Genomic DNA, 24,727 nt, shown 5'->3' on the forward strand with positions numbered 1-24,727 from the left:
TGATATATCCGCGAATATGTCGATATATCCGCGAATATGTTAATATCCGCGAATATGTTATGTTCGAGCTTGACGACCGTATAATGCCGTCTCAAGAATGACCAATGTTAACGGAGTTCCCCCGATAATTAAGGAGTGCAGCCAGTTTTCTTCATTACACCAAAACTCGCATCGCGATGTAGCAATCTAAGAAATAGGGATCACTGATAGCTGTAAGAAAAAATAAAAAGCCGCATCCGTTAAAATCACGGGCGGCTCTTTGCGTCAGACGATCTATCGGCAATTATGTCGTGATATGGCATGATCATCTGTTCCGCCTTTTCATAACCGAGGTTGCTCATTTCTCTTAATAAATCAGGGATCGCCTCCTCGGGATAGCCATAATCACGAAGCAATTGTTCTATATTCTCCATCCATCACACCTCCTCTATAGTTATTCCCCGTTTTTAACAAATTTTCAATGGATTCTGTCGCTCACTATGGTTAACAAGAATAACTCGTCACATATTTCTACTATGAATGGGTATATATAAAAGCAATGCAAGGTATGTAAAAGCCTTAAATTTCAATAAAACGGAAAGGAAGAATTGAAATTGGCACAGATGACTATTTATGTAAAAGAAGCTGTAAATGAACAACCTATTCAAACATTAGAAACGATTCTTTCGCAAATGGATGGCATTGAAAGAGCGTTGGTAGACATTGAAGATGGCGAAGTAAAGATCACATACGATGAAACGCAGCTTGCCCAGGAAAAAATCAAAACAAGGATCGAACAACATGGCTTGCACGTTCTTGAATAAGTCATCTTGTGTGTAACGGAATAGGGAGATATTTCTTACCGTTTACAAGCGATTGGAACTATCAGAAAAATTAGTTGAAACACATCCCCAATGTCTTTAAACAGTTGGGGTCTTTTTATATCAATTTCGGCTAACTAATAATTGATAAACTGTTCATTATTTCAGGAGCCGCTCATAATCCTCCGCAAGAAGAATTTCGATTGTTTAATGTTTGTACTTCGTGTTCTTCCGTGTCTTTTGAAACAGATTCTAATCCATATCCTGTCGAACTGATTTCTAAAACTTCTTCATTACTTCGTTTTCGATTTTCGTTCTGGCTTAAATTGTCTTTTTCCATTATGGCACCTCCATGATTGGCGTGTTTGTCAAGAGCGTTTGCGGGGCTATCCATCTGTTTTGTGGCAGAACGGAACCCTCAAAGCCGAGTTTTCATAGAACTTTTTACACTACCATTGAGTCATTAATTGTATGGACTTTTAAAGATTCTATAAACACGCCGTTTGTTAGATAAATTCGCAAATCGGAACTCGATCAGGTAGCTCCAACGTTGATCTTTTTTATATTGTTCCGGTTTGGCAACAAGCTATACGGAAAGATTGTTCCAATACTGCATAACAATTACTCGAGCCAGCAGAGTGTATTTTCTAAGCTCCAAACAGACATTATATTTGTCAAGTAGCTATACCAGAACCAGTTTAAAATGTGGCCGTTTCCATATGCTAGTAAACAGGAGGTGAAGGTATGGATGACCGAGAAAATACGAACAGGATCGCAGACGTTGATCCGAATGTCACAAACAGTGCCAAACTTGATGACGGTTCACTTCATATAGTACATAGGGACGGAGAAGCAACAGATGACTTCTTACTCAAAGTGGTTAAAACTGGCGCTTATCGAACCATGACTAACGATTAGAGAGCGATGTCTTTATTCCAGGTGCATGTCAGGGCTGGTTGTAAAAAACTAATAGCTAGCCTTATCGCCTGTATGCTTGAAGCAAGGGCGGGTGCTTTGCGCTCCAGATTTTAAAAAATACAAAATGCTGTTGCATAAATTTTCCGGCTTATTCTCATGATAATCATGAACCATGATGACGAAGGAGGGCAATTAACCAATGAATAAAGACAATGGGGGTCACATGATCCAATCTGAAGCTGTAAGCAAACAGCTTGAACAATTTGAGCAACAAAACCCGACACATGAGAAAAATAAAAAGGGAAGCACGAACGAGATTCAACCAATGGCAACTGATGATGACATCACACAATAGTTTCGCACACGGCCCTTCCGGCATTCGCCGGGAGGGCCAATCCACGCCTTTCCACTATAAAAATCCCCACACCGTCCCGCCTGAAGTTTACTCGTAACCCTCATAATATTGAGAGCCGCTAACCATAAATCATTATTTTTGTATATAATAGGGAAATAAGTTAAAATAATTATGAATTTTGAGAATTTTAACGAGAGGGGAGAAATGATTGAAAACGCATACAGATAACATTCCTGCACCAACCGGTCTGACGGCCAAGAAAAAATCGATAATAGGCCCAGGCTTAATTGTTGCAGCAACTGGTGTCGGGGCCGGCGATTTAGTAGCAGCTCTCGTGGCAGGTACACAATTCGGCCTTGTGTTTTTATGGGCGATCATCATTGGTTCAATTTTAAAATTCGCATTAAATGAAGGGGTTGGCCGCTGGCATTTGCTAAGTGGCAAAACGATTTTGACTGGCTGGACATTTCTCGGGAAATGGACAACTGGTTATTTTGGTACATATTCAATTATTTGGGGCTTTGTTTATGGTGCAGCTGGGACTTCTTCTTGTGCCCTAGCGATGGCGGCCATGTTCCCTTTTCTTCCATTATGGGCATGGGCAGTCATACATGGAATCATCGGCTTTGTTTTAATTTGGTGGGGTGGTTTCAAGGCGTTCGAACATGTTATGAATATATTGATTGCTATCATGTTTGTAACCGTCGTAGGATCTGCACTGCTTGTCATCCCGCAGCTAAGTGGTTTATGGAACACAGCTGTTCCATCATTACCGCCTGGCTCCTTATTGTTTGCTCTCGGATTGATTGGCGGCGTTGGCGGTTCGATTACGATGGCGTCGTATGGCTACTGGCTGCAAGAGCATCAGTGGAAGGGGGCCTCCTTTTTAAAACTGATGCGGATTGACTCTGCTATAGCGTATATCGTAACAGCGATTTTCACCATCTCACTGCTTATTCTCGGCGCAGCATTATTATATGGTACAAACAGCAATATTAGTGGTGAGCAGGGGCTCGTTTCCTTTGCTTCTGTTCTTGGAAATGAGTTGCATCCTTCGGTCAGATGGCTGTTTCTTACTGGTTTTTGGTCCGCCTCATTCACCTCCGTACTTGGGGTATGGAATGGCGTTTCCTATTTATTTGCTGATTTTGTGCGGACGGTACGCCACACCAATGTTAAAGACGAAGATTTAAGCAAAACAAAATCGTACCGCTTTTATGTGCTTTGGCTTACTTTCCCTCCAATGCTGCTGCATTTTATCGGAAAACCAGTCGGCCTGATCATTGTTTACGGGGCCTTAGGGGCACTCTTTATGCCATTTCTGGCGTTTACTCTTCTTTGGCTGCTTAACTCAAAAAAACATATGCAAAATGAAGCAAGAAATGGCTGGCTTTCAAACGCTGTTTTAGCCTTATCGATTATCATCTTTGTCGTGTTAGCCGTTACGGAACTGCGAAATATTTTCTAAAAGAAACTTCCCGTTTAAAAAGACATTTCCATTGTAATTGGAAATGTCTTTTTAAGATTTTAATTTATTAAAGTCTTCTCGGGAATAATGGGATTTCTAATGGGCTACTTATTCTACAAAACCTCTAATCTATGGATTTGCATCGTGTGGCATACTGTTTGGAACTCTTGCTTGAACGTGTTGACAATTCAAATCGCCGCGTTGGCCAACGACAGCGGGTTAATATCCATATCGACGAATTTTTTCTGGGTGGCTTTCACGATAGCGGTGATTGTATCGATGCTTCTCATACGCATAAGTTCCAACGTCGTTACTAAGACATCTTTGCAATCGGAATCATAAGCGCTGCCAGGGTTACCTGTCCAGAGAAAACGGCGTTATCGTTAATCGCCCAAAATTCGGATTTCAGAAGATTTATAACCTAGTACCTTAGTTTCTGTGTAGAGCGTAGCCGGTAGAATCAAAGGAACGTATAACAAAAGGATAATGAGCAAATAATGAATGCCTGCAATTCCGAAGCCAACAAACAACAATCGCAAAACAGGATACAGAATCAGCGTGAGCGGTACGGCTGCGATCAAAGACAAAAACATGCACGCTGTCATAGACTGGCGCATCAACATGAATCCCAACAAGCTAAACGAACTGACCATCAACGGAATTGCAAATAAATAATGACTTCCCGGCATACTGAACTTGGTCCAGACGGTCAGTGCGGCCATGATCAGCATGGTCCCAACAACAATATCTATGACCGGCAGCCCCTGGACAAGTTTCTTCAATCGAGAGACGACCTTCAGCTTTCGCAGAATCCAATAGAACAGGAGGCCAAGAATGGAAATTGCAGCCAATGCAATTAGAAGCATGGAAGAAAAGCCATTTAATTCATAGATGGAGTAAGCGATGGAAAATAAGCTTCCATATAAGTACAACAGAATAGCTATGGCTACAGCAAAAATCACCCATCGGCTGCTCCTCTGAAGAACGATATCTCCTTTTCTCCAACCATACAAAATAGTCGTAGCACTGAGAAGTAAAGCGATTGCTGCGAGAAAGACGTTCCAAGATACGGGAAAAACTACAAGATGGTCACCAAATACATTAAAGAACACTTGATTCTCTTTGTTCCCCAAAGTAGACAAATCCATAGAACTGAGTGCCTTCGTCATAGATAACACATATTGTCCGCTGTGCTGAACCGTTGGCAGATAGACATGCTTCAAATCATCTTCCTTGGTATGGTAAACATGGGCCCCTTCCGCATATGCGAAATTCAACCCGGATATGTCTTCTTCCTTAAAAGGAGTAAAATCGGTATCGTTAGGCAAATGGCGGTATATATCTTCCATAAAAGAAAAAGCGTACGGATTGTTCACATACTCGTTAAATAGTTGAATGGCGCTGCCGTTCGGTCCGCTTGTCTGGAAGAGGATGACGGGCCCTTTGTAACCGCGGGCTTCCAGATTTATGACAAAACCGATGTGTTCGGAGGAATGCTTCTTTAGGTACTCCTTTGCGCCGTAAAGCCCCAATTCCTCCCCGTCCGTGAACAGGAACACCATCGTATTTCTCATCGGCTCCTCTTTTTTCAATACTCGCATCGCTTCCAACATCACGGCCACATTCACTCCGTCGTCATTCGCCCCCGGTCCCTCAGGCACAGAATCATAATGCGCCATTACCATCACCTGTTTGCCCGGTTTTGTACCTTCCATCGTGGCAACAATGTTCTGAATCGGCAGTTTCTTCTTGTCATGCATGACCGTGGATTGCTCAATAACGACTGGGATGTTCATGTCCCTAATGGTATCGGCGATGTATTCTTTTGACTGATCATGGTAAGCAGATCCTACAGGTCGCGGTTGCTGTGCAATCTTCTTTAGATGATCATACACTCGTTCTGCAGAAACCTTCCCTGAGGTGTCCTCTTTTGACACAACTTCAATGGATGGTATGGCCCACATATTTGCCATTATGAGTGAAAAAATTACCAGTATATAGACAATGACAGCCACCGTCCGATAACGATGATTTGTATTTTGCAGTTTCATAACCTCATATCCCCTTAGTTTATTGGGTTACCGACATCTTCCTCATTTACCATAACTACAAATGATAGATGGAAGCAAGTTATGATTAGGTGAAGAAAATGTTAAGGAAATATTGCTTGGAGGAAAAACGGCTGGCTTTCAAACGCTGTTTTAGCCTTATCCATCGTCGTCTTTGTCGTTTTAGCCGTTATGGAAATGCAAAATATTTTCTTAAACGATTTAAAAAGACATTTCCACACAAATCGGAAATGTCTTTTTTAGATTTTGCTAATTGACTCATAACTCATATTGATGTGGATTACTGGAAAATCGTGCGATGATAATACTTTACTTGCTGCTTCGCAAAAATCTTAAAATGAACAAGATCAGATTAATAAAATCGAGATAGATACTGATAACAAGTCTGGGGATTTCTTGATCCGAGAATCCCCTCATTTTTATTTTATTAAAGTCATAGATCGTAAACCCAGTAAATATCAGTACTCCGAAACCTGCGTAAATCATCTCGGCGGTGCCTGAAAAAGGCATGAAGATTTGCAGGATAGCAAGCCCGATCAAGGCAAAAACACTCATGGACAGGAAGCCGCCGAGAAAGCTAAAATCTTCTTTAGTCTTTAGGCCAAATACGGCTAACCCGGCAAAAGCAGCTGTTCCCAGCAAGATTCCTTTCATCGTCTCCCCTGCACCAATTTCACTCACATAAAAGCTTAATGACGCATATAAAGTCACTCCACTAATGAACATGAATGCATACATGACTGGGTATGACACCTTTTTTCTCGTAAAAGTAACGATGAGCAATAATACAATTTCACAAATAACCAATGGCAAAAACCAAGCCGGCGGAACAAACTGGCCTGTAAACACGCCAACCGCGGCTACTGAAATAGCCATAAAAAAGACTCCTAATAATTTGGACATACTGCCCTGCTTACTTCTTCCTGTATAAGTAAAACTAGTACTCACTATTATCCCCTCTTCTCTTTCATAACATTGGGTTATTACATTATAAACATTGGACGAAAAACTTTTTTATCGTTAAATATCCTGTATCTTTTCGGCTGTCTTGGTTTAATTATAAACTATAAGTTTCCCAATGACTTATGATGCAGCAAAAAATGGCAATACGCACCACCGTATTACCATTCCTTACTGTGATATTAATACCTCATATTGAAGACCCACGCGCTATTCAGGCTTCAGTTGCTTCATCCAAAGTCTCTTGCCGAGATAAATTTACAGGAATGTCGTTATCCGGCAGCTCGGTTTCCAAATTTTTCACTCGTGGATGCAGGTATGCCAATAAAGCTGTCAACGCCCAACCGATACCAATCAAGGTGATAAACAACCCCATCCCTCTGCCTTCCCCCACTCCAAAAATAGGGCCAAAGCTGTCTGCCAAAAAGCCGTTTGCTGTCATTGCCGGTTCAAACACATAGTCAATAATTGGGCCGGCAGAAATATACGCAAGCGGACTTAGTGATAATCCAATCATTCTTCGCAAGGCGAATACACGCCCCTGTATATGATTGGGAACTTTACTTTGCCAAATTGCCTGGCTGCATCCATTAGTTATAGGCATAAAAAACGACGCGACTGCATTAGAAGTTGCAACTACAATGACAGATCCTTTTAAACCAACAACTGCAAGGGCCAGATCTGAGAGAAACCCAAAGCCTAAAAGTCCTCTTATTCGTTTCTGTGGCCCACCCCATACGCTCATTAACAGACCACCTAACAGCATTCCAATGCCAAGACAAGAGATTACCATTCCAAGTACAGTTTCATCTGTAAAAGATAATACATATGGCTGCAGCAAAATATTATAAAAACCTAAAAGAAAATTGGAGACTGCAAAGAAAACCAACAGCCACTTAAGACCTGGACGTTCTATAATATATCGCCAACCAAAGGCTGCTTCCTGTAACATCGATTTGTTCGATTTTTCCTTTTCATCACTATTTGCTGGAGTTGGGATTCTGATGAATAACAGTGTAAATAAAGCAACGAGAAAGGTGGAAAAGTCAACAATAACAATGCCATGCAGATCGATAAGCTTAAAAAGAACGCCCGCCAAAATCGGAGAAATAACGAGTGAGACCGATTCTGCTATTTGGACCATTCCACTTGCTCTCCCTAAGTGCGCCTTGGAAACCAATGTCGAGACGGCCGCTTGATAAGCGGGGAACTGCAACGAACTAGCCACTGAAGAGATCGACAGGATGATGTATAAATGCCAGATGGCTAGCGAATTTGTGCTGTATAACGCAAATATCAATAAAGTTCCGAGACCAGCTATTGAATCGCTAATGATCATCACCTTCCGTCTATCGAAACGATCGACGATTACTCCGGCAAATGGTGAAAAAACAATCGCGGGAAATGTGGAAAACAAAAGAATGAGTGAAAACATCGTCACAGACCCAGTTTCCTCTAGAACCCACACTCCTAGTGCAAATGCCGTTAACCCTGATCCAACGATCGACACCAATTGTCCTAACCAAATGAATAAAAATGTTCTAAATCCATTTGTCCCCACTCGTTGATCCTCCTGGTCCTCTTTTTTGTATAAAGAAAGTACAGCTCCATATCTTTTGATGTTTGCGTTCATGGTTTCTTCATTTTTCTTTTCCTGCCAGGTTTTATGACTGCCATTAATTCTCTTTTCAGCATTGCAGCTTCTTGATCGTTTAAGGTTAACTGCCCGGCAAAAAAGAGCTGTTGATCAACGTCCTCATCTGCTAATTTGCTAAGTGATCTTAAATATTGGTCGCGAAAGTCATTGATTGTTTTTCTGACAATATTTAATTTGTGATTGTCCCCTTCGTCCGCTTCCTCAATATCGTGCAAACGAATGCGAAAATCTTTGGCAACCGGCAATAATATTTTTCAAGGATCCCGCCATTGTCTCTCGTATCGGTTAAAACTAATAATCCTGATTTAACAAGTTCGCGCACATAGTCATGCCCCATTTGTATTCAACTTAAGTTTATCATTCAAATTATTTTGAATGAGTAAAAAGCTGCCCAAATTGACAGCTCCAACAATCCCTACATTTTATCAGATTAACTCAATGCTGTTAAAACGACTCCGATCGCAATAAGCGCAACGCCCAATCCATTTAACAGACTTATTTTTTCACCAAGGAACAAGATCGCCAAAACGGTGGCGAGAACGACACTCAGTTTATCAATGGGCGCCACCTGGGACACCTTTCCGACCCTGAGCGCCATGAAATAGAACAACCAGGATGTAGCCCCGGCGATGCCGCTGAGAATGATAAACATAAATGTCCGCTTTTGATTGATGATCTCCGGTATCTTCTGTAAATTCCCTTCAAAGGCAACAACGCCAATCAAAAACACGGCCATGATGATCGCTCTTACTGCGGTAGCCGTATTCGGGTCAATGTTTTGCAATCCAATTTTTCCAAATATACTGACCAAAGCAGCCGATATCGCTGCAAGAAGCGCATATATAAGCCAAAGCGACATAATTCCTGCCTCCCTTAAAATTTTCTCATCTTTATAAGTATGCTCCATCGTTCGTTCCTTATTATGTACTGTGATTACAGATGTTCCATCCTGATTAAATAGTCATAAATTTTATAAAAGAACTCTTCTTATTAAATTGTCCTGTTCCGTTACATAATAAAAGGCAGCTCTACATGAAGTAAAGCCACCATCCGCATTATTTTTTTAAATGATAAGGTACAGTCGTGACAACAACGTTTCTCCGGTACAGCAAGAAGGCGCGAATCAGTAAACTTGATTGGTTGTGAAGGATATTGTGCCAGCCCTTCTTAGGAATGAATTGTGGAATGATGACTGTGACCTGATAATTCGCTTCCCGCGCTTTATGTTCAACAATATCAACAAATTTCGTCAATGGATGAATGATGCTTCTGTAATGCGAGTGCAGGGTTACCAGCCTAATATCAGGTTGCCATTTCTTCCATTTTTCTTCAAACCTTTTCTCGTCTTCCCTTTCAAAAGCAACGTAAACGGCAATAATTTGGTCGGCTGACAGAGATTTTGCATAGTTTAATGAGTTCTCCACCACATGAGTAATCCCTGCGACAGGAACAATAATAACATTCCCTTCAATTGGTACAGAAGGCTCACAAGTCGTAAGCCGAAGTTGGTCTCCCACTGCTTCATAATGATTTCTGATTCTATGAAAGACATACACGATAACAGGTATGAAGATTAGCACCGGCCATACCTGTGAAAATTTAGTTAAAAAGAACATGATTGTGACTGTAAAGCTGATCACGGCACCCGTTGAATTAATAACGAATTTCGCGATCCAGCCTTGAGGCTTTTCACGAAGCCACTTCACCATCATTCCTGTCTGGGACAACGTGAATGGAATAAACACACCAACGGCATAAAGCGGGATCAGGTGTTCAGTTTGACCTTTAAACGCAATAATTAAGATGATAGAAAAAAGTCCAAGAATGATAATTCCATTGGAGTAGCCTAATCGGTCTCCTCTAATTGTAAACATTCTTGGGATAAATTTATCCTTGGCAAGGTTCACTGCCAGTAAAGGGAAAGCGGAATAGCCAGTATTGGCGGCAAGGATTAAGATCAATGCTGTCGTTCCTTGAATGAAGAAATACATGAAATTTCGGCCAAAAGTCTCTTCTGCAATCTGTGAGACAACTGTTACCTCTCCGCTTGGAGCAACTCCATAATAATAAGCCAGATATACAATTCCCGAAAACAACAAAGCAAGTAAGACACCCATCGCAATTAATGTTTTAGCAGCATTATTAGGGGCTGGATCTTTAAAGTTCGGGATTGCATTGGAAATGGCTTCAACCCCGGTTAAAGCAGAACTACCTGACGCAAATGCTCTGAGGAGGATAAATAAACTGATCCCTGCTACTGGCGCTCCAATCGGTGTATGCAAATCGGGTGAAACCTGTCCCGTTACAATCTTATATATACCCACACCAATTAATATGAATAACGCTAGAACAAATAAATAAACTGGATAGGCTAAAACCGAAGCTGATTCCGTTACACCTCTCAAGTTCAAGATTGTAATAAATATAACAAATACAATGGCTATGGAAACATTATAGCTATACAGGCTCGGGAACGCTGATGTTATCGCATCCGTCCCCGCAGAAACGCTTACCGCTACAGTCAAAATATAGTCCACCAACAAGGAACCCCCAGCGATTAACCCGGGATTTACACCTAGATTTTTCTTGGAGACCACATATGCGCCCCCGCCGTGGGGATAAGCAAAGATAATTTGCCTATATGACAAAATTAGTGCCGTTAACAGAATTAATACGCCAACTGCGATAGGAATCGAATACCAGAAAGCTGCAGCACCAACTGTAACGAGAACAATCAATATTTGCTCCGGACCGTATGCAACTGATGATAACGCGTCAGAAGAAAGGATCGCCAACGCTTTAGTTTTGTTAAGCTTCTGTTCCCCTAATTCAGTTGATTTTAACGGTCGTCCAATTAAAAGTCTTTTTATAGAAGAAATCACTGATTTTCACCGCCGACTAGTTGTATAATTTATTTTTCCCTGTTATGCAATAAAAAATCTCAGGCAAAACTAGACTCTAAAAATAAAAAAACGCCCACAAGCCATAAGATAATAGACCTGCAGACATCAGTTTTGTTGTCGTACAAGCTCCACCTTCCTTCTCATTAACGCTTACGAGGTTAGCTGTCGGATTCGGACCTTGAGTAGCCCTTCCTGTTATAGGATTCACCCCTTGGATTATGAAACAACCCAAAAAATCGGTTCCCCCGCACCATCTGGTTTCAGCGATTTAGAAATATGAAACTGCTGATTATGATACTCCTGTGTTGCAGAAAAGTAAATGAAAAAATTAAACCCCAGAATAGAAAGATTATGTTGTTGTGTATAATATAAATTCTTCAGGCAAAAAATAGTTTATTATATCAATATACGATAGGAGTATTTTGATGCATAAAGAAAACTATCCCTTGTTATCTGATGAATTTTTGGACGAAGTAGTCAAAGAGATTAATGATCTATATGGGAGTCCAACAACGGAACAAAATCAGCTGCCGAGAAATGATGATAGTGGATAATCAGTTCAAAGAAAAGGAACTGCATGTTGCTCCCGAATCTGGATTGCGTAAATCAAAAAAATGAGCCTGATCGGCTCATTTTTTCGTTGCACAAATTACTCTTCTGTTATCTTGTTCACTTTCTCTCTCACTTCATCAATGTTCCGCATTTTATTTTCCCAGCATTTTTGGCTTAAATCGACAGGGTATTCTTCAGGATTCAAAGTTCTTCTGTATTCGTCCCAGAGCAGGGAGAGATTTTCGGCTGCGTACTCGCGTAATTCTTCCAGGCATGGAAGCTCATAGACAAGCTGGCCATCTACATATATGTCTTCATGAAGGTCTTTTGCTGTAAAATTGGTGACAAACTTGCTGATGTACGTATGGACCGGGTGAAACATTTTCAACCGCTCTTCTTCTTGAGGATTTTCATCTTCCATCGCGATATAATCGCCTTCTGATTTATTGTTATCGTTATTAATAATCCGATAGACTTTTTTCAGGCCGGGAGTTGTCACTTTTTCCGGATTGCCGGAAATTTTAATCGAATCGGTCATATTCCCGTTCTCATCTTCTATCGCGACAATTTTATAGACAGCTCCTAAAGCGGCCTGGTCATAAGCGGTAATCAGCTTCGTTCCAATTCCCCAGCTATCAATCTCCGCTCCCTGCGCCTTCAAGTGCATAATTGTATATTCATCAAGATCGCTTGAAGCGACAATTTTCGTTTCAGTAAATCCTGCTTTATCGAGCATTTTCCTCGCTTCCTTGGATAGGTAAGCAAGGTCGCCGCTGTCAAGGCGGATCGCCTTAAAATTGATTTTATCACCAAGCTCCCTTGCTACTTTAATCGCATTTGGCACACCGGAACGAAGCGTATCATATGTATCCACTAAAAATACACAGTCTTTATGGGCGCTTGCGTATGTATGGAATGCTTCATATTCGTCCCGATATGCCTGGACGAGCGAGTGGGCATGAGTCCCTGCGACCGGGATACCAAACATTTTCCCGGCGCGCACGTTGCTTGTTGCCTGGAAGCCAGCCAAATAAGCAGCCCTCGTTCCCCAGACTGCCGCGTCCATTTCCTGCGCCCGCCTTGTGCCAAATTCCATTGCTGTTTGATCGCCGACTACATGCTTCACACGTGAAGCTTTTGTCGCAATCAAAGTTTGATAGTTGATAATGTTAAGGAGCGCTGTTTCAATCAGCTGGGCTTCCGCGAGTGGCGCGTCTACCCGGAGAATCGGTTCATTGCCGAAAACCAGTTCACCCTCCTTCATCGAGCGGATCGTTCCAGTGAAGCGCAAATTTCGCAAATAGTCGAGAAAATCATCATCGTATTTGGCTTCTTCTTTTAAATATTCAAGATCGCTTTCAGCAAACCGGAAGTTTTGCATATATTGAATAACTCGCTCGAGCCCGGCAAAAACAGCATAGCCGTTGCCAAATGGCAGCTTACGAAAAAACAGCTCAAATACCGCTTTCCGGTTATGCATTTTGTCACGCCAATACGCTTCCGCCATGTTGATTTGGTACAAATCGGTATGAAGCGCCAGACTGTCATCGTTATATATATGTTTCATTCCGTTCCCTCCATTTTTATAACACCTTTGCGCCAAGCGAATGTTCAAAATGGCCCAGTGCCCATTCATGCCCGGCTTCATTGAAAGATGCAACCGCATCTTTATAAACAGTAATGTTAAAGCCTTTGTTATAAGCATCAACCGCCGTATGCAGCACACAAATATCCGTACACACCCCGGCAAGGTGCACTTCTGTTATGCCGCGTTCGCGCAGCTTTATTTCCAGGTCCGTTCCGGCAAAAGCAGAGTATCTCGTTTTATCAAAGTAAAGCACATGATCTTTGTGTTTGTGTTCTTTGAACACATTATCCAGTTCCCCGTATAAGTCTCGTCCCTTAGTATTTCGAATGTTGTGGGGGGGATAAAATTTTGTTTCCGGGTGATATGTATCGCCGAGATCATGAACATCAATCGCAAGCACGACCAAATCACCGTTTTCAATGAACTCTTTTGTTAAGGAAACAATTTTGTTTTCAATTTCCTGCCCAGGCTTGCCGCAAGTAAGTGCTCCATCTTCTGCAACAAAATCGTATGTATAATCAATATTGATAAAAGCTTTCATCCAACCGCACCTCTCCCTTTATCAGTTTTATAATTTTCTTTAATTGCTAAACATAAAATTTCAAATCCGATTTTGCACCGCTGCTAATATATTCGCTTATCCCTGTGCCTATCCCTTCAAAATTGCCCGATTTTCCTGAACGAAGGGGACAGGCAACATTCCAACTTTCTCCGGCATTTTAGGGAGATGAGGTTTTAGAGATTGGAATAAACAAAAAAACAAGGTCATCGTATGCCTTGTTTTTAAAATCTTTTTGCTTTAGTTTGTTATGGTCGATCATTTGGGCGTATCTGATCAAGCGGCGCAAACACTTCAAAATGGCGATAAAGGTTTTCAAACTCGGCCGGCGCTTCTCCGCCCAGCTCTCCGTCGAGGTTAAGGAGCAGCTTCTCCGCTGAATGAACTTTAATATGGCTTGCTTTCGTATAAATGACATTGGCATCATTGACATGTTCACCGCGAATCGCCAGTGTTGCAACGCGGATAAAATCGGCCAGGTTCGTCTTTTTCAAGATCAGGAGTGTAAACAGTCCGTCATTAATCGAAGCATCTGGTGCCAGCTTTTCAAAGCCTCCAACTGAATTTGTCAGGCCAACAAGAAACAGCATCGCTTCTCCTTCAAACAGCCTTCCGTCGTATTCGATACTGATGTCGGTAGCACGAATCGATGGCAGCATTTCCATCCCCTTTAAGTAATAGGCAAGCTGGCCGAGCATTGTTTTTAATTTGCTCGGGACTTCATAAGTTAACTCGGTCAGGCGTCCCCCGCCGGCAATGTTAATAAAGTATTTTTCATTCATTCTGCCGATATCAACCGGGATCGTATCCCCTTTGACTATAATATCAGCAGCCGCTTCGACGTCACGCGGAATATGAAGAGCCCGGGCAAAGTCATTCGTCGTTCCCATCGGGATAATTCCAAGCTTCGGCCGGTATTCCTGCTCAGCCATTCCGTTGACGACTTCATTAATGGTTCCATCTCCGCCCGCAGCGACGACTAAATCATACCGGCGCTCGACCGCTATTCGCGCCGCTGCCGTTGCATCTCCCTCACTAGTTGTCGCGTGGCATGAAGACTCATAGCCTGCTGTTTCCAGCTTCTGCAGCACTTCGGCTAAATGCTTTTTAAATAACTCCCGGCCTGAAGTTGGATTATAAATAATTCTTGCACGTTTCATACTGAATCATCCTACTTTTAGAATATCAAAACATAACATAGTCAATTATAGCGCTTCCATCTTTTAACATGATAGCTTAACTGCACCCTGGAAAGCAATGATTTGCTAATCATTTTTTGGAGTAACTTAAAGATCATTTTACCCCTTGTGAACTCTTTTTACCAAATGTTTCGACCCGGTTTCTGGAATATCGTTCTATATGTTTAGCTTTTCAAAAAAGAAGAGCCCTTACACTGTAAGAGCTATGGCAAGCTATTCAGACTAACACTGTACGTATTCATAATATTGAGGCGATGCGTTCCTTCGCCCATTTTAAGAGAACCGTTTTTGTTAGGTTCTGTATATTCCTTAGCTGGGTCACCCGCAGATTCCTGATTCTCGGGACTGGAAACCTGCCACTCATGGCCCGTGCTGTTGAGCTCCTGGACTCCTACAGCAGATAAATTAATGTCGCTGTTCTCCTGCAAATGAACGGCTACCGAAGACGCACGATCGATGCTCCAATCGTTTTGCAAAGTGCGCGGCTTCATCGTAACCTCGTTTTCATTAGCGGCAACCTCCAGCTTTAAGTCGTTTGGAACCAGCAAGGTTACGTCCAGTGATGTGTACTGTTCGAATGGCCCTGTTTCACTTGGAAGGCCTTTAATACTCACATACAAAGAATCCCCTTTTTTCTGGACCGATAGGTAATCCTCGACATCCTCAACCAATACTTCATTTTTCCCGAGATGGGCGCGGTATTTCCCAAAAATCGAAATTTCTCTTTCCGTCGTTCCTTCGATCGTAATTGGGAAATTTTCGGTTTCGACAACAACCCGACTTATTTCTCCCTCAACGTTTTGCGAAAAGCCGGGAAGATCCAATGTTTTTTCTTGGCGACTGAGGGTTTCTTCTACCTTTTCGATCAATCCGGTTGAGCTTAAAACCGCAAAACCAATACCTGCTGTTCCCAATAAGCCTACAAACAAAATACTCAAGAAATCGTATTTTAAATAAGGCTTTTCCTGCTTGGTCAGAATCAAGAACAAGAGAATTTCAAGGCCGAGGACAACGAGCAGGGTCGGCCACCAGGCCATCATGATATTCATTAAGCTATACCCGAATATTCTCGAGACTAACAAAAAAATCCCGAGGAACAGAAGCGATGCTCCCATAGAAAAAGTTCCGACACGCCAAGTTCTCATTTCTCCACCTGCTTTCTCCGATTAGCATTCAGCAGCAGCCCGAGTCCTCCACCGAGCAAAAGCACCCCTGCCAACATTTTTCCTGCTTTCCCTTTGTCGATTTTTCTCATTTCGATACCTCCTCTTTAGCCGGTTTGCTCCCGAGCAGCAGCCTGATTCCCCCGCCAATCAGCAGAATGCAAACGATGGCTGTCTGGAAATAACGGTCAAACCAATACTGTAAATCAATATCGATCATGTCATAAAGCATCGGTGAAAGAGCCGGAAGTATCATATGCGTGGTCATGTAATATAAGCCAAGCACAACGAGGCCGATTCCGACCCATTTTTGATGGTTAATGAAATAAGAAATGATCGGAATATCCTCGATCGGGCCTTCCCCGTAACGGGTTGCTTTTTGCATACCGTCAAAAAAACTGTAAAACCAGATAATCGGAATGAGGAACAGGAAGATCCCCAGCCTTAAAACATCGAGAATATACATCGAAAACAGGAAGGCTGCCATCAATTGGACGCCCCGGCGCTGGTAACCAAGATAAAGATGGCCGGCCCCTGGAAAAATTGATAGAAACGTCGCAATTGCTTTGCTCTTTTTTCCCTCTTCTCTTCTCAATTCAAAATCTTCAAGAATCGTCCTGTCAATCAGCTCTTCACCACGCTGTTTTTTATTCAGCTGCTGAATCGCATCAAAAAAACCATAAAACCAGATAACAGGAGCAATTAGTAGAAAAACAAGAAATTCGCTGCGCCCGGTAAGAATGGATACAAACAGCACCATCACTCCGAGCCCGAGAAAAGCTGCCAGCAATGTCAGCCCCCGGTTCATCAATCCGAGTTGAAAATGTCCGACACCGGGGACAAAAGATAGGATAATCGTAAAAAAGCGTTCCGATTCTTCATTAGAACTGAGCTTTTTATTTTCTTCAAATTGAGCAGGCTGTTTATAAAGCTTTGACGCTGTAATCGCTGTGTCAATAAAATTCACAATGTAAACCAATAGCCCAGCCAGCGCAAACACAATAAATGATTCATTATAGCTGACACTGATCATCACGAAGGCAAACATCGGTAAGCCAAGAACCGCTACAGTGTAAAAAATACCCCTTAGTATTTTACCTAAATATAAAAGCCCTCCTCCAGGGAAAAATGCCAGCAAAAACGCAATCAGAGGATTTTTTTTCATTATTTATTCGCCTCCTTGTTTTTCATTTCAAAAGAATCTAGCCAAGTAAATGTTCTATCCATAATTCCCTCCGTAATTGAAGGCTGCTTTTCTTGAAAATTAGTGTTTTGGACTGTATCCGTATAGCGCGTAACAGATTGGAATACACCCGTTGCCATCAACAACAACGTCATCGCTGCTGCGAGAACATAATGGAATGCTGCTGTCTGATAATACCTTTTTTCTCTCTTAACAGGTTGTTTTTCCTGTTGCGATCCCTGTTTGACGATGGCTATTGACTTCATCACGACATTGGTAAAGTCCGTTTCAGCTTCGATCGCCGGTAATGCCGCTTCATCTTCAGATAAAGCGCGCATGTATAGATCCAGACATTGGTCGCAGGAGTAGAGATGATTTTCATATGTCCCGCGGACATCATCGCTTATTTCGTTTTTCAGATATTTTTTCCAGTCTTCTATCGAAAAATGGTTCATGAAAAATCGTCCTCCTTCCAATGTGCTTTAATCCACTGGCGTGCTCTGTATAACTTTGTTTCAATCGTTTTCACCTGGACATGTTGTTCTTCTGCCATTTTTTGATAGCTTTTTTCTTCTATGTAAAAGCCATAAATTACGTCCCGATAATTTTCCGGGAGTTCGTGAAGCCTTTTCCTGACAAGATCGCGTCTCTCCCTTGTAATAACCTCAATCTCTACACTGGAAGGGTGGCCCGGATTCAAGTCATCAACCAGATCCATTACATCTTCACGCCGGCGCACTTGCTTTCTTTTTACATCGATGGCATGGTTAACGGCAATTCTCGTTAGCCATGTTTTAAAGCCCTGATTCTCATAGTGGGGGAGAGACAGGTAGATTTTCAAAAAAACTTCCTGGGCGGCATCTTCAGCTTCCTTCTGGTCCCGCAATACTGCAAAGGCGGTCCGGAACACATCATTGCGATATTTTTCAACAATCAGCCGGAATGCATGATCACTGCCTCCCTTGACCTTATCAATAAGAACCTGATCTGTAATCTCTCTCCCCCCCTTTCTGATTCACACAATAATAGACGAAACGAAAGCGGATTACCCCTACAGCCAAAATAAAAAAAATTTAGGGACAGTTCCGCAGCAGTTTAACGCACCGCGGAACTGTCCCCTTATTTTACTTTGTCTAATAAAATGTCCAGTAGCTCCTGACCTGATACCAACGCTTCGCCGCCACCCTGAGCCAACGCTTCATTGCCCCCGCCTTTTCCAGCGATGATTGGCAGCACATCGGCAATGATCTGCTTCATATTGGCAGTCTCCTGCGAGCCCCTTGCACAAACGAGCTGAAGCCGGCTATCGTTTTCTGTTACCAATAAAATCGTAAGTTCATCCTTTTCTGCTGTAAGCAAGCGCGCAAGCATTTGTAGTTCTTGGATGGTTCTATTTTGGTAAACTTTTGCAATCAGCTTTTTGCTTTGTTCAAGAAGATCCTTCACTTCAAACCGGAGCAGCGTCTCACGTATTTCCTGCAAGGACTTGTCCTTTTCTGCTCCTGATTCAAGCAGGCGTCTGGCAGCCGCAGGCAATTCTTGTTCCGGGGCGTTTAACAGCTGGCAGAGTTGGCGGATGGTCTGTTCTTTTTTATAAAGCTGGTCTAGAACTCGATTTCCGCAAACAAATTGGATGCGGATTCTCTTTCGCTGTCGCTCCCAACCCAAAATCTTAATTGCAGTAACCTCGCCGGTTGCTTTTGGATGAGTCCCGCCACAGCCGTTATAGTCAAAATCTTGAATAATGACAAGGCGAATATTTTCAGTTACTGTCGGCTGCTTTCGAAGAGGAAATTGTGAAAGCTCCTCTTCAGTCACCCACTTCGTTTCAATTGGGCGGTTTTCGAGAATGATTTGATTGGCACGCTTTTCTGCTTCGTTTGCCGCTTGTTCTGTCAGTTCTTCAATATTGAGATCAATCGTCAACAATTCCTTGCCAAGATGAAAGCTGACCGTCTCAAAATCAAACAGTTCTTCAAAGGCGGCTGATAAAATATGCTGGCCGGCATGCTGCTGCATATGATCGAAGCGCCTTTGCCAATCAATCACACCTTTGATTTCCTCGTGCAAAGGCAGAGACCCATCAACATAGTGGCGGATTTCACCATCAATCTCTTCGACATTCAAGACAGTTACTCCATCAAGGGTACCCACATCGTGCGGCTGGCCCCCGCCTGTTGGATAAAAAGCTGTTTCTTCAACGACAACAAACCAATTGCCTGCGTCATCGTTTGCCTGCTTCGTTACTCTCGTTGCAAAGGTTCTAAAATATGGATCTTGATAATAAAGTTTAGTGGTCATTGATTGGTCGCCCCTTTTGCTCACAATAAAACAAGAAATCAATCTATTTATTATTCTGGTCGTTTTACAGCTGAAATTCAATGAATAACCGAAAAAACTTTTTATATCATGACTTAATCTTTAAAGATTGGTGTACCGCTTTTAAAGGAGCCAGAAGTCAGCGAATACGGAACCTTTATTTGGATTGCTGATCCCGACGGAAGGTGGATTGAACTTTGGGAGAAATAAAAATAATATTTTAGTAAATCTATTAAAAGAAACAAAGAGCATCGAGTTTGCAGGACGATGCTCTTCTTATACCTTATACTTCATCAGCCAGCTTGCTCCGCTTTGAATAAGCTTCACCTTCACAAAACCGCATTTTTCATAGCAACGAATTGCTCTTTTATTATCGACATTCACATCAAGAATAATCCTGTCATAATAGGAAAGAGCCCATTATCATATATGCGATACCTATGCTCCAGAATGTATTCACATCATAACCACTGTTATTATCTCACATTCGTTTCACATTAGAAATTAACATTCACCGATCGTTTTCATCATAAAGAACGCATAACCAAATTATGGTATGATGGACTAATAACGTTACAGAAAGCGAGTTGAGGAAAATGAAACATATCTTATTGATAGTATTCTTAGCTCTGGGATTTACGTTAACTGGTTGTGGTGAAAAACATGTTGAAAATGAAAATGATCTTGCGAATGAACAGCATACTGAGGGGAGTCAAATTCAAGGTTATATTGTTTTTATCAGAGACTCTGAGAGAACTATATTAGTCCGCGATGAGAATTTTAATATACAGGATATCAACTTGCCGCTTAAAGAACTACAAAAAAAATATGAAGACATCATGTTGCTAGTTGTAGAAGAGCGTCCTAATCACATAAAATTCGGTCAGAAGGTTGAAGTGGGGTGGAGCAAAATTTTAGAATCCGATCCACCGCAAGTTGTAGTCACTAGAATCGAAAAAATCGAGAATTAAAATTTTATAGAAATTTTTTCTTAGTTTATGGTAGACATTGGTAATGATAGATAGTATAGTATTATTGTAATATTCAAACAAATGAGGAAAAAATTTGTAAAAAGATTTTTTGCAACAATGATTGGATTAGTTTATTTAGCGTTACACCACTGGCCAGCTCTGCAAGTACAGCTTTATCAGAAAGCAAACACTCCAAAGAATCCACAGTAAATAGCTCCTACGATTTAGTCTCATCAAAAGGGTACGTCATTAGCTACGAGGAATACAGCAAGGAATTGGGTTCTAGGTCTAATTTCAATTCAAAATCTAAAAAGGGAACAGGTCAAGTTTTGCCTGAACGTAATCTGAAAAAAGACCCAAATAAGCCTACGATTGATTTAGGAACCGGAAAGGTAATTAATGATCAGATCACCACCCCGGGAACAATTTCCACGCAAGAAGTTCTTGGAACGGACGGACGCCAGAAAGTGGATGACACTTCTGTTACTCCACATAGACAAATTTCTCATATCGAACTTGAATATGCAGATGTATATGCTTCTTGCAGTGGCACGGTCATTTCGAGAGTAAACGGATTTTCCACTCCTCCATAAAACTCGAGCACTACCGGTGTTCTGAGCCATCTTGCCATAGCAGGAAAATCTTCAATCTGCATTTTTCTAATTATTATCCTATCCTGAAGCTTCATTACCTTAACCCTGTTTCCTCAATATGCAAATATAACAGGAGTGGCCAATTGCATGGGTTGCTTCTTCTCCATACTGTTTTTCAATTGTACCGGAAAGCTCCAATAATGCTGCCTGTCTTTCAGAATCGTTCATTCCCGCCAGCCATGATACAGATTCGACTCTATCGATCCATTGCTCATTTGAAAATGTGACTGTATAATCGAATTTATAAAAGTCCCTCAGTTCAAAGCTATTTAAGCGCCATTCTTCAAACCACTCGACCGGGAAGCCATTTATTCGCTGATTTGATTGTCCTTTCGAACCGGGCGGTTTTAAACCATCTTTCAAATATTTTTTAATCACCGCAAATGTACTTTCAACAACAGGATGGCCGGATGTAAAACCGGAGTCAGCAACAATGAGTGTCCCTCTTTTTTTAAGAATTCTATTAATCTCTTTTAAAGCAGCCTCCCGATCAAACCAATGCCAGGCGCGCATCACAGTAACAATATCGTATTCACCCTCGCCCAAACCGGTTGCTTCTGCCGTCCCTTTTTTATAGGATACATTTAAATAATTGTCTTTATTAATGGCAGCTGCCTCTTTAAGCAGCTCCTCTGACGGGTCAATACCGATAACATCCGCCTTTCTAAGCATTAATTTTCTCGTCAATGTTCCCGAGCCACAGCCGATATCGGCCACTTTCTTGCCTTCAAAACTCACATTGCGCAGCTGCAGGCTCTCAAAAAAGGTGTTCGGAATATCATTGCGGGAACGAGCATAGCTTTTTGCTACTGTTCCAAAATTAACTTTTTCCATCACTTAACCACCTTATTTTTCTAAATATTATGAATAACGCTGTTAATAGAGACATTATATGGTAGAATGCTAATGAAAACAATAACGGAGTATGTTAGATTTTCTTTCGAGTACGGAAGGAGGCATCGTCATCTATAGAAATATGATAAGTGAAGAAAAAACGTTCATATAACTACACAAAAAGGATGGCAAACAGATGATTGTGTTATTCGGCATCATTGCCTATTTATTAGGCTCTATTCCAACAGCATTGCTCATCGGAAAATGGTTTTTTAAAATTGACATTCGTGATTACGGCAGCAACAACCCGGGCGCCACCAATACTTTTAGGGTGCTTGGTAAAAAAGCGGCTGTGATTGTTTTGCTTATCGATGTAGGCAAAGGTGCGGCAGCGGCACTTCTTCCAACTTTGTTTGCAGTTGAGGCTGATCCCCTTTACATGGGCCTTATCGCGGTCATCGGCCATTGCTTTCCCATTTTTGCCGGGTTTCGGGGCGGCAAAGCGATTGCAACCACGGCAGGTGCACTTCTCGTAGCGAATGCCTGGATGTTTCTCACTGCATATATAGCATTTTTTCTGACGATTGCTTTAACAAAGTATGTATTTTTCGGATCCCTGTCCGTCGGAATTTCCTTGTTTATTTATTCAATCATGGAACGAAATGTCGAACATTCAATTATATTTGCACTTTTTACTTTCTTTCTTCTATTCCTGCACCGAACGAACATTCGCAATTTCAATAATAAAACAGAACCAAAAATCAATGATAAAAATTTAAAAAATGACCGAATCGACTCATTAGCTAAGAAACAATAAAGAAAGGACAGCTGCGTCCTTTCCTTATTTAAACAGTTCTATGGCTGCATTCGTTTCTTTTATAAGCCTGGCAAGCAAGGAAGCGACCGTTTCCCGTTTTGCCATTCTCACTCCCTGGCCAGCCCAGAGAGACATGTATTCTTTATTCTTTAAGGCACCCGCCTGCTTGCGGATTAACCCGGTCAGCTCATTCTGAAGAGGAAACGGCAGCGGTCCTTCACCTGCAGCTTCCATTTCTTCGATAAAAGTGTTGCTGAGCCCTCGCGCAAGCCTTCCGGAAAAAGTTTTCGTCAGGACGGTGTTATCTTCCGTTCCTTCTAAAACCGCCTCTTTATAAACCGGAGCGGCACCGCTTTCTGCGCACGGTATAAAGGCAGTTCCAAGTTGCACACCCTTTGCTCCAAGAAGAAGCGCGGCCGCAATCCCCCTGCCGTCCATGATGCCACCTGCTGCGATCACAGGAACACGCACCGCATCAACGATTTGTGGAACAAGAGCGATCAGCCCGACAATCCCTTTGTTCTCCGTATCAAATGTCCCTCTATGCCCGCCGGCTTCGCTGCCTTGTGCGATGATGACATCTGCTCCTGCTTCTTCCCACTCGATCGCTTCTTTCACATTCGTGGCTGTTCCAATCAATATGTCTCCAGTCTTTTTAATCTCTTTTAAAATTGCTTGATCAGGGATGCCGAAAGTAAAGCTGCAAATCGGAACCTTTGCGCGTAACACTTCCTCTACTTGCTCGTTAAAAAGGCCGGGATAATCCTTCGTTAATTCCGGGAACTCCCCATCTATTTGAAGCAGTTCTTTAAATTTGTTTAAGCGCCTCTTTATAGCCTCTACACGAGCGGATTCTGCATAAAGATTAGCTGGCGGAACAAATAAATTCACTCCAAATGGTTTTGTCGTTGCTTGTTTTATTTGTTCAATATCCTGCCGCATTTGTAACGCTGTCAAATAGCCGGCACCGAGATTCCCAAGTCCGCCCTGGTTGGATGTCTCACTGACAAGTTGAACTGTCGTAATTCCGCCAGCCATCGGCGCCTGAAAGATTGGATAGGTAATGCCCAACAACTCGGTCACAGCATTGTGATGCCATGGCATGTTCTCCATCTCCTTTACTTAATCTCCGGTCAATGTATGGACAATGCTGCGTGCCACCGTTTCCCAAATCTGTTGATCTTCAACATAAGCTTTTGTCAACCTGCCGATCATTCCTTTTTGCTTTTCTTTAAAATCGGGATCTTCCTTGTCAGGCAACTGGGCTCTTTCTTCATCCACTATTTTTTGAATTTCAGGAGCACGCGGACCCCATACTGCTTTTTCTGCCCCATTTTGATCAATGAAAATAAAGATGGGAATCGACCTTGCTGTGCCGTTCGTTAAGTACTGATCCATCAGCTTAAGATTGCTGTCCCGCAGCAGGAATCGAACTTCGATACCGGCTTCTTCAGCAATTTTTATCAGGATCGGATTATTGAGCATCGCATCACCGCACCAGTCTTCTGTGAGGACAATTGCTCGCAATTTCTCCGTTTTTACATTAGCAAGCTTCTCTTGTTCCCGATCCGGAAGAGAAAAACGGGCCATGATCGAGTCCATCCCTTCTCCATTAACCGCCATACCCTGCCTGTACTGCTCATATGTTAATCCTTTGTCAAACCACTCTGTTAATGCCATTTTGCTCACTCCTTTGCTTTGTTGAGAATATTTCAAATCATCACTTATAACCACTATATCCATTTGACAATTTTACCGT

28 protein-coding genes, 2 pseudogenes and 1 riboswitch are annotated in these 24,727 nt (G+C 42.1%); of the genes and pseudogenes, 10 read left to right on the top strand and 20 right to left on the bottom strand.

Features of this window, described 5'->3' with window-relative positions; all coding sequences use genetic code 11:
- Nucleotides 1-245: 245 nt before the first annotated feature.
- Nucleotides 246-413: a hypothetical protein gene (locus CVD23_RS21860; protein WP_180955576.1), complete on the bottom strand. Its 168-nt coding sequence runs from the start codon at nt 411-413 to the stop codon at nt 246-248.
- Between the two features lie 189 nt (nt 414-602).
- Between CVD23_RS21860 and CVD23_RS06450 the strand changes: the two genes are divergently transcribed.
- Nucleotides 603-803, top strand: a complete 201-nt coding sequence (locus CVD23_RS06450) for a heavy-metal-associated domain-containing protein (protein ID WP_245917312.1) — start codon at nt 603-605, stop codon at nt 801-803.
- Nucleotides 804-975: 172 nt separating this feature from the next.
- Here CVD23_RS06450 and CVD23_RS21865 read toward each other — a convergent pair whose 3' ends face one another.
- Complete coding sequence (locus CVD23_RS21865; RefSeq protein WP_180955577.1) at nt 976-1,140, bottom strand: hypothetical protein; 165 nt, start codon at nt 1,138-1,140, stop codon at nt 976-978.
- 404 nt (nt 1,141-1,544) lie between these two features.
- On the opposite strand from CVD23_RS21865, the gene CVD23_RS21870 reads away from it, so the two are divergent.
- The 4 genes and pseudogenes from CVD23_RS21870 to CVD23_RS22805 all read left to right on the top strand — a co-directional run.
- The gene (locus CVD23_RS21870; RefSeq protein ID WP_180955578.1) at nt 1,545-1,718 is read left to right on the top strand and encodes a hypothetical protein; all 174 of its coding nucleotides are present in this window, start codon (nt 1,545-1,547) and stop codon (nt 1,716-1,718) included.
- Nucleotides 1,719-1,917: 199 nt separating this feature from the next.
- Nucleotides 1,918-2,073 (top strand): hypothetical protein, encoded by a 156-nt coding sequence (locus CVD23_RS21875; RefSeq protein WP_180955579.1) that lies wholly within the window; start codon nt 1,918-1,920, stop codon nt 2,071-2,073.
- 247 nt (nt 2,074-2,320) lie between these two features.
- Entirely contained in the window at nt 2,321-3,541 is a 1,221-nt protein-coding gene (locus CVD23_RS06455; protein ID WP_101665559.1) for an Nramp family divalent metal transporter, read from the top strand.
- 87 nt (nt 3,542-3,628) lie between these two features.
- Nucleotides 3,629-3,697: pseudogene (locus CVD23_RS22805) on the top strand (CPBP family glutamic-type intramembrane protease); the annotation flags it as partial.
- A gap of 227 nt (nt 3,698-3,924) precedes the next feature.
- Here CVD23_RS22805 and CVD23_RS06465 read toward each other — a convergent pair.
- The 6 genes from CVD23_RS06465 to CVD23_RS06490 all read right to left on the bottom strand — a co-directional run bounded on the left by CVD23_RS06465 (nt 3,925) and on the right by CVD23_RS06490 (nt 11,109).
- Entirely contained in the window at nt 3,925-5,592 is a 1,668-nt protein-coding gene (locus CVD23_RS06465) for a M20/M25/M40 family metallo-hydrolase (protein WP_101665521.1), read from the bottom strand.
- 327 nt (nt 5,593-5,919) lie between these two features.
- Nucleotides 5,920-6,513, bottom strand: coding sequence for a Bax inhibitor-1/YccA family protein (locus CVD23_RS06470; protein WP_101665522.1), 594 nt, complete (start codon nt 6,511-6,513; stop codon nt 5,920-5,922).
- 271 nt (nt 6,514-6,784) lie between these two features.
- A complete protein-coding gene (locus tag CVD23_RS06475) occupies nt 6,785-8,131 on the bottom strand; it encodes an MFS transporter (RefSeq protein WP_219619916.1) in 1,347 nt (448 codons plus the stop codon).
- 68 nt (nt 8,132-8,199) lie between these two features.
- Nucleotides 8,200-8,472, bottom strand: coding sequence for a hypothetical protein (locus CVD23_RS06480; RefSeq protein ID WP_101665524.1), 273 nt, complete (start codon nt 8,470-8,472; stop codon nt 8,200-8,202).
- Between the two features lie 185 nt (nt 8,473-8,657).
- Nucleotides 8,658-9,086: an EamA family transporter gene (locus tag CVD23_RS06485; protein ID WP_101575883.1), complete on the bottom strand. Its 429-nt coding sequence runs from the start codon at nt 9,084-9,086 to the stop codon at nt 8,658-8,660.
- A gap of 196 nt (nt 9,087-9,282) precedes the next feature.
- Nucleotides 9,283-11,109: an APC family permease gene (locus tag CVD23_RS06490; RefSeq protein WP_101665525.1), complete on the bottom strand. Its 1,827-nt coding sequence runs from the start codon at nt 11,107-11,109 to the stop codon at nt 9,283-9,285.
- A 153-nt stretch (nt 11,110-11,262) separates the two neighbouring features.
- A riboswitch (cyclic di-AMP (ydaO/yuaA leader) is annotated at nt 11,263-11,406 on the bottom strand.
- 149 nt (nt 11,407-11,555) lie between these two features.
- Between CVD23_RS06490 and CVD23_RS06495 the strand changes: the two genes are divergently transcribed.
- Nucleotides 11,556-11,684 carry a hypothetical protein gene (locus CVD23_RS06495; protein ID WP_101575885.1) on the top strand — a complete coding sequence of 43 codons (129 nt, stop codon included), beginning with the start codon at nt 11,556-11,558 and terminating at the stop codon, nt 11,682-11,684.
- A gap of 95 nt (nt 11,685-11,779) precedes the next feature.
- Here the strand turns inward: CVD23_RS06495 and CVD23_RS06500 are convergent, their stop codons facing one another.
- From CVD23_RS06500 to CVD23_RS06535, 8 genes are all read right to left on the bottom strand, one after another.
- Nucleotides 11,780-13,249: a nicotinate phosphoribosyltransferase gene (locus CVD23_RS06500; protein ID WP_101665526.1), complete on the bottom strand. Its 1,470-nt coding sequence runs from the start codon at nt 13,247-13,249 to the stop codon at nt 11,780-11,782.
- Nucleotides 13,250-13,265: 16 nt separating this feature from the next.
- Nucleotides 13,266-13,811 carry a cysteine hydrolase family protein gene (locus tag CVD23_RS06505; protein ID WP_101575887.1) on the bottom strand — a complete coding sequence of 182 codons (546 nt, stop codon included), beginning with the start codon at nt 13,809-13,811 and terminating at the stop codon, nt 13,266-13,268.
- A gap of 266 nt (nt 13,812-14,077) precedes the next feature.
- Nucleotides 14,078-14,989, bottom strand: a complete 912-nt coding sequence (locus tag CVD23_RS06510) for a diacylglycerol kinase (RefSeq protein ID WP_101575888.1) — start codon at nt 14,987-14,989, stop codon at nt 14,078-14,080.
- A 242-nt stretch (nt 14,990-15,231) separates the two neighbouring features.
- A complete protein-coding gene (locus CVD23_RS06515; protein ID WP_101575889.1) occupies nt 15,232-16,173 on the bottom strand; it encodes a hypothetical protein in 942 nt (313 codons plus the stop codon).
- Between the two features lie 106 nt (nt 16,174-16,279).
- Complete coding sequence (locus CVD23_RS06520; RefSeq protein WP_101665527.1) at nt 16,280-17,356, bottom strand: hypothetical protein; 1,077 nt, start codon at nt 17,354-17,356, stop codon at nt 16,280-16,282.
- A complete protein-coding gene (locus CVD23_RS06525) occupies nt 17,356-17,829 on the bottom strand; it encodes a hypothetical protein (RefSeq protein WP_101665528.1) in 474 nt (157 codons plus the stop codon). The genes CVD23_RS06520 and CVD23_RS06525 overlap by 1 nt, the downstream gene beginning before the upstream one ends.
- Nucleotides 17,826-18,389, bottom strand: coding sequence for an RNA polymerase sigma factor (locus tag CVD23_RS06530; protein ID WP_257988079.1), 564 nt, complete (start codon nt 18,387-18,389; stop codon nt 17,826-17,828). The genes CVD23_RS06525 and CVD23_RS06530 overlap by 4 nt, the downstream gene beginning before the upstream one ends.
- Before the next feature lie 104 nt (nt 18,390-18,493).
- A complete protein-coding gene (locus CVD23_RS06535) occupies nt 18,494-19,675 on the bottom strand; it encodes an alanyl-tRNA editing protein (protein WP_101665529.1) in 1,182 nt (393 codons plus the stop codon).
- Nucleotides 19,676-19,798: 123 nt separating this feature from the next.
- Here CVD23_RS06535 and CVD23_RS06540 point away from each other — a divergent pair.
- A pseudogene (locus CVD23_RS06540) lies at nt 19,799-19,903 on the top strand (VOC family protein); the annotation flags it as partial.
- A 66-nt stretch (nt 19,904-19,969) separates the two neighbouring features.
- Here the strand turns inward: CVD23_RS06540 and CVD23_RS22700 are convergent.
- On the bottom strand, nt 19,970-20,089 hold the full coding sequence (locus tag CVD23_RS22700) for an acetyltransferase (RefSeq protein WP_142382889.1): 120 nt from the start codon (nt 20,087-20,089) through the stop codon (nt 19,970-19,972).
- Between the two features lie 200 nt (nt 20,090-20,289).
- On the opposite strand from CVD23_RS22700, the gene CVD23_RS06550 reads away from it, so the two are divergent.
- Both CVD23_RS06550 and CVD23_RS06555 read left to right on the top strand, forming a co-directional pair.
- The gene (locus tag CVD23_RS06550) at nt 20,290-20,664 is read left to right on the top strand and encodes a DUF3221 domain-containing protein (RefSeq protein WP_101665530.1); all 375 of its coding nucleotides are present in this window, start codon (nt 20,290-20,292) and stop codon (nt 20,662-20,664) included.
- A 329-nt stretch (nt 20,665-20,993) separates the two neighbouring features.
- On the top strand, nt 20,994-21,257 hold the full coding sequence (locus CVD23_RS06555) for a hypothetical protein (RefSeq protein WP_101665531.1): 264 nt from the start codon (nt 20,994-20,996) through the stop codon (nt 21,255-21,257).
- Between the two features lie 99 nt (nt 21,258-21,356).
- Here the strand turns inward: CVD23_RS06555 and CVD23_RS06560 are convergent, their stop codons facing one another.
- Nucleotides 21,357-22,151, bottom strand: a complete 795-nt coding sequence (locus CVD23_RS06560; protein ID WP_101575894.1) for a class I SAM-dependent methyltransferase — start codon at nt 22,149-22,151, stop codon at nt 21,357-21,359.
- Between the two features lie 196 nt (nt 22,152-22,347).
- Between CVD23_RS06560 and plsY the strand changes: the two genes are divergently transcribed.
- Nucleotides 22,348-22,968, top strand: a complete 621-nt coding sequence (plsY, locus tag CVD23_RS06565) for a glycerol-3-phosphate 1-O-acyltransferase PlsY (protein WP_101665532.1) — start codon at nt 22,348-22,350, stop codon at nt 22,966-22,968.
- Between the two features lie 24 nt (nt 22,969-22,992).
- Here plsY and CVD23_RS06570 read toward each other — a convergent pair whose 3' ends face one another.
- Together CVD23_RS06570 and CVD23_RS06575 are read right to left on the bottom strand one after the other, a co-directional pair.
- Nucleotides 22,993-24,072 carry an NAD(P)H-dependent flavin oxidoreductase gene (locus CVD23_RS06570; RefSeq protein WP_101665533.1) on the bottom strand — a complete coding sequence of 360 codons (1,080 nt, stop codon included), beginning with the start codon at nt 24,070-24,072 and terminating at the stop codon, nt 22,993-22,995.
- Nucleotides 24,073-24,090: 18 nt separating this feature from the next.
- Entirely contained in the window at nt 24,091-24,648 is a 558-nt protein-coding gene (locus CVD23_RS06575) for a thioredoxin family protein (RefSeq protein WP_101665534.1), read from the bottom strand.
- Nucleotides 24,649-24,727: the final 79 nt, after the last annotated feature.

The sequence above is a fragment of the Bacillus sp. V33-4 genome, assembly GCF_002860225.1.
GTDB classification, from domain to species: Bacteria; Bacillota; Bacilli; order Bacillales; family Cytobacillaceae; genus Bacillus_BJ; species Bacillus_BJ canaveralius.

Coding starts and splice junctions, on each gene's coding strand:
- CVD23_RS21870 (WP_180955578.1), top strand. CDS start 1,545: ATGGATGACCGAGAAAATACGAACAGGATCGCAGACGTTGATCCGAAT.
- CVD23_RS06450 (WP_245917312.1), top strand. CDS start 603: ATGACTATTTATGTAAAAGAAGCTGTAAATGAACAACCTATTCAAACA.
- CVD23_RS06520 (WP_101665527.1), bottom strand. CDS start 17,356: ATGAAAAAAAATCCTCTGATTGCGTTTTTGCTGGCATTTTTCCCTGGA.
- CVD23_RS06535 (WP_101665529.1), bottom strand. CDS start 19,675: ATGACCACTAAACTTTATTATCAAGATCCATATTTTAGAACCTTTGCA.
- CVD23_RS06465 (WP_101665521.1), bottom strand. CDS start 5,592: ATGAAACTGCAAAATACAAATCATCGTTATCGGACGGTGGCTGTCATT.
- CVD23_RS06485 (WP_101575883.1), bottom strand. CDS start 9,086: ATGTCGCTTTGGCTTATATATGCGCTTCTTGCAGCGATATCGGCTGCT.
- CVD23_RS06495 (WP_101575885.1), top strand. CDS start 11,556: ATGCATAAAGAAAACTATCCCTTGTTATCTGATGAATTTTTGGACGAA.
- CVD23_RS06500 (WP_101665526.1), bottom strand. CDS start 13,249: ATGAAACATATATATAACGATGACAGTCTGGCGCTTCATACCGATTTG.
- plsY (WP_101665532.1), top strand. CDS start 22,348: ATGATTGTGTTATTCGGCATCATTGCCTATTTATTAGGCTCTATTCCA.
- CVD23_RS21860 (WP_180955576.1), bottom strand. CDS start 413: ATGGAGAATATAGAACAATTGCTTCGTGATTATGGCTATCCCGAGGAG.
- CVD23_RS06575 (WP_101665534.1), bottom strand. CDS start 24,648: ATGGCATTAACAGAGTGGTTTGACAAAGGATTAACATATGAGCAGTAC.
- CVD23_RS06550 (WP_101665530.1), top strand. CDS start 20,290: ATGAAACATATCTTATTGATAGTATTCTTAGCTCTGGGATTTACGTTA.
- CVD23_RS21875 (WP_180955579.1), top strand. CDS start 1,918: ATGAATAAAGACAATGGGGGTCACATGATCCAATCTGAAGCTGTAAGC.
- CVD23_RS06525 (WP_101665528.1), bottom strand. CDS start 17,829: ATGAACCATTTTTCGATAGAAGACTGGAAAAAATATCTGAAAAACGAA.
- CVD23_RS06470 (WP_101665522.1), bottom strand. CDS start 6,513: ATGTCCAAATTATTAGGAGTCTTTTTTATGGCTATTTCAGTAGCCGCG.
- CVD23_RS21865 (WP_180955577.1), bottom strand. CDS start 1,140: ATGGAAAAAGACAATTTAAGCCAGAACGAAAATCGAAAACGAAGTAAT.
- CVD23_RS06505 (WP_101575887.1), bottom strand. CDS start 13,811: ATGAAAGCTTTTATCAATATTGATTATACATACGATTTTGTTGCAGAA.
- CVD23_RS06570 (WP_101665533.1), bottom strand. CDS start 24,072: ATGCCATGGCATCACAATGCTGTGACCGAGTTGTTGGGCATTACCTAT.
- CVD23_RS06510 (WP_101575888.1), bottom strand. CDS start 14,989: ATGAAACGTGCAAGAATTATTTATAATCCAACTTCAGGCCGGGAGTTA.
- CVD23_RS06515 (WP_101575889.1), bottom strand. CDS start 16,173: ATGAGAACTTGGCGTGTCGGAACTTTTTCTATGGGAGCATCGCTTCTG.
- CVD23_RS06560 (WP_101575894.1), bottom strand. CDS start 22,151: ATGGAAAAAGTTAATTTTGGAACAGTAGCAAAAAGCTATGCTCGTTCC.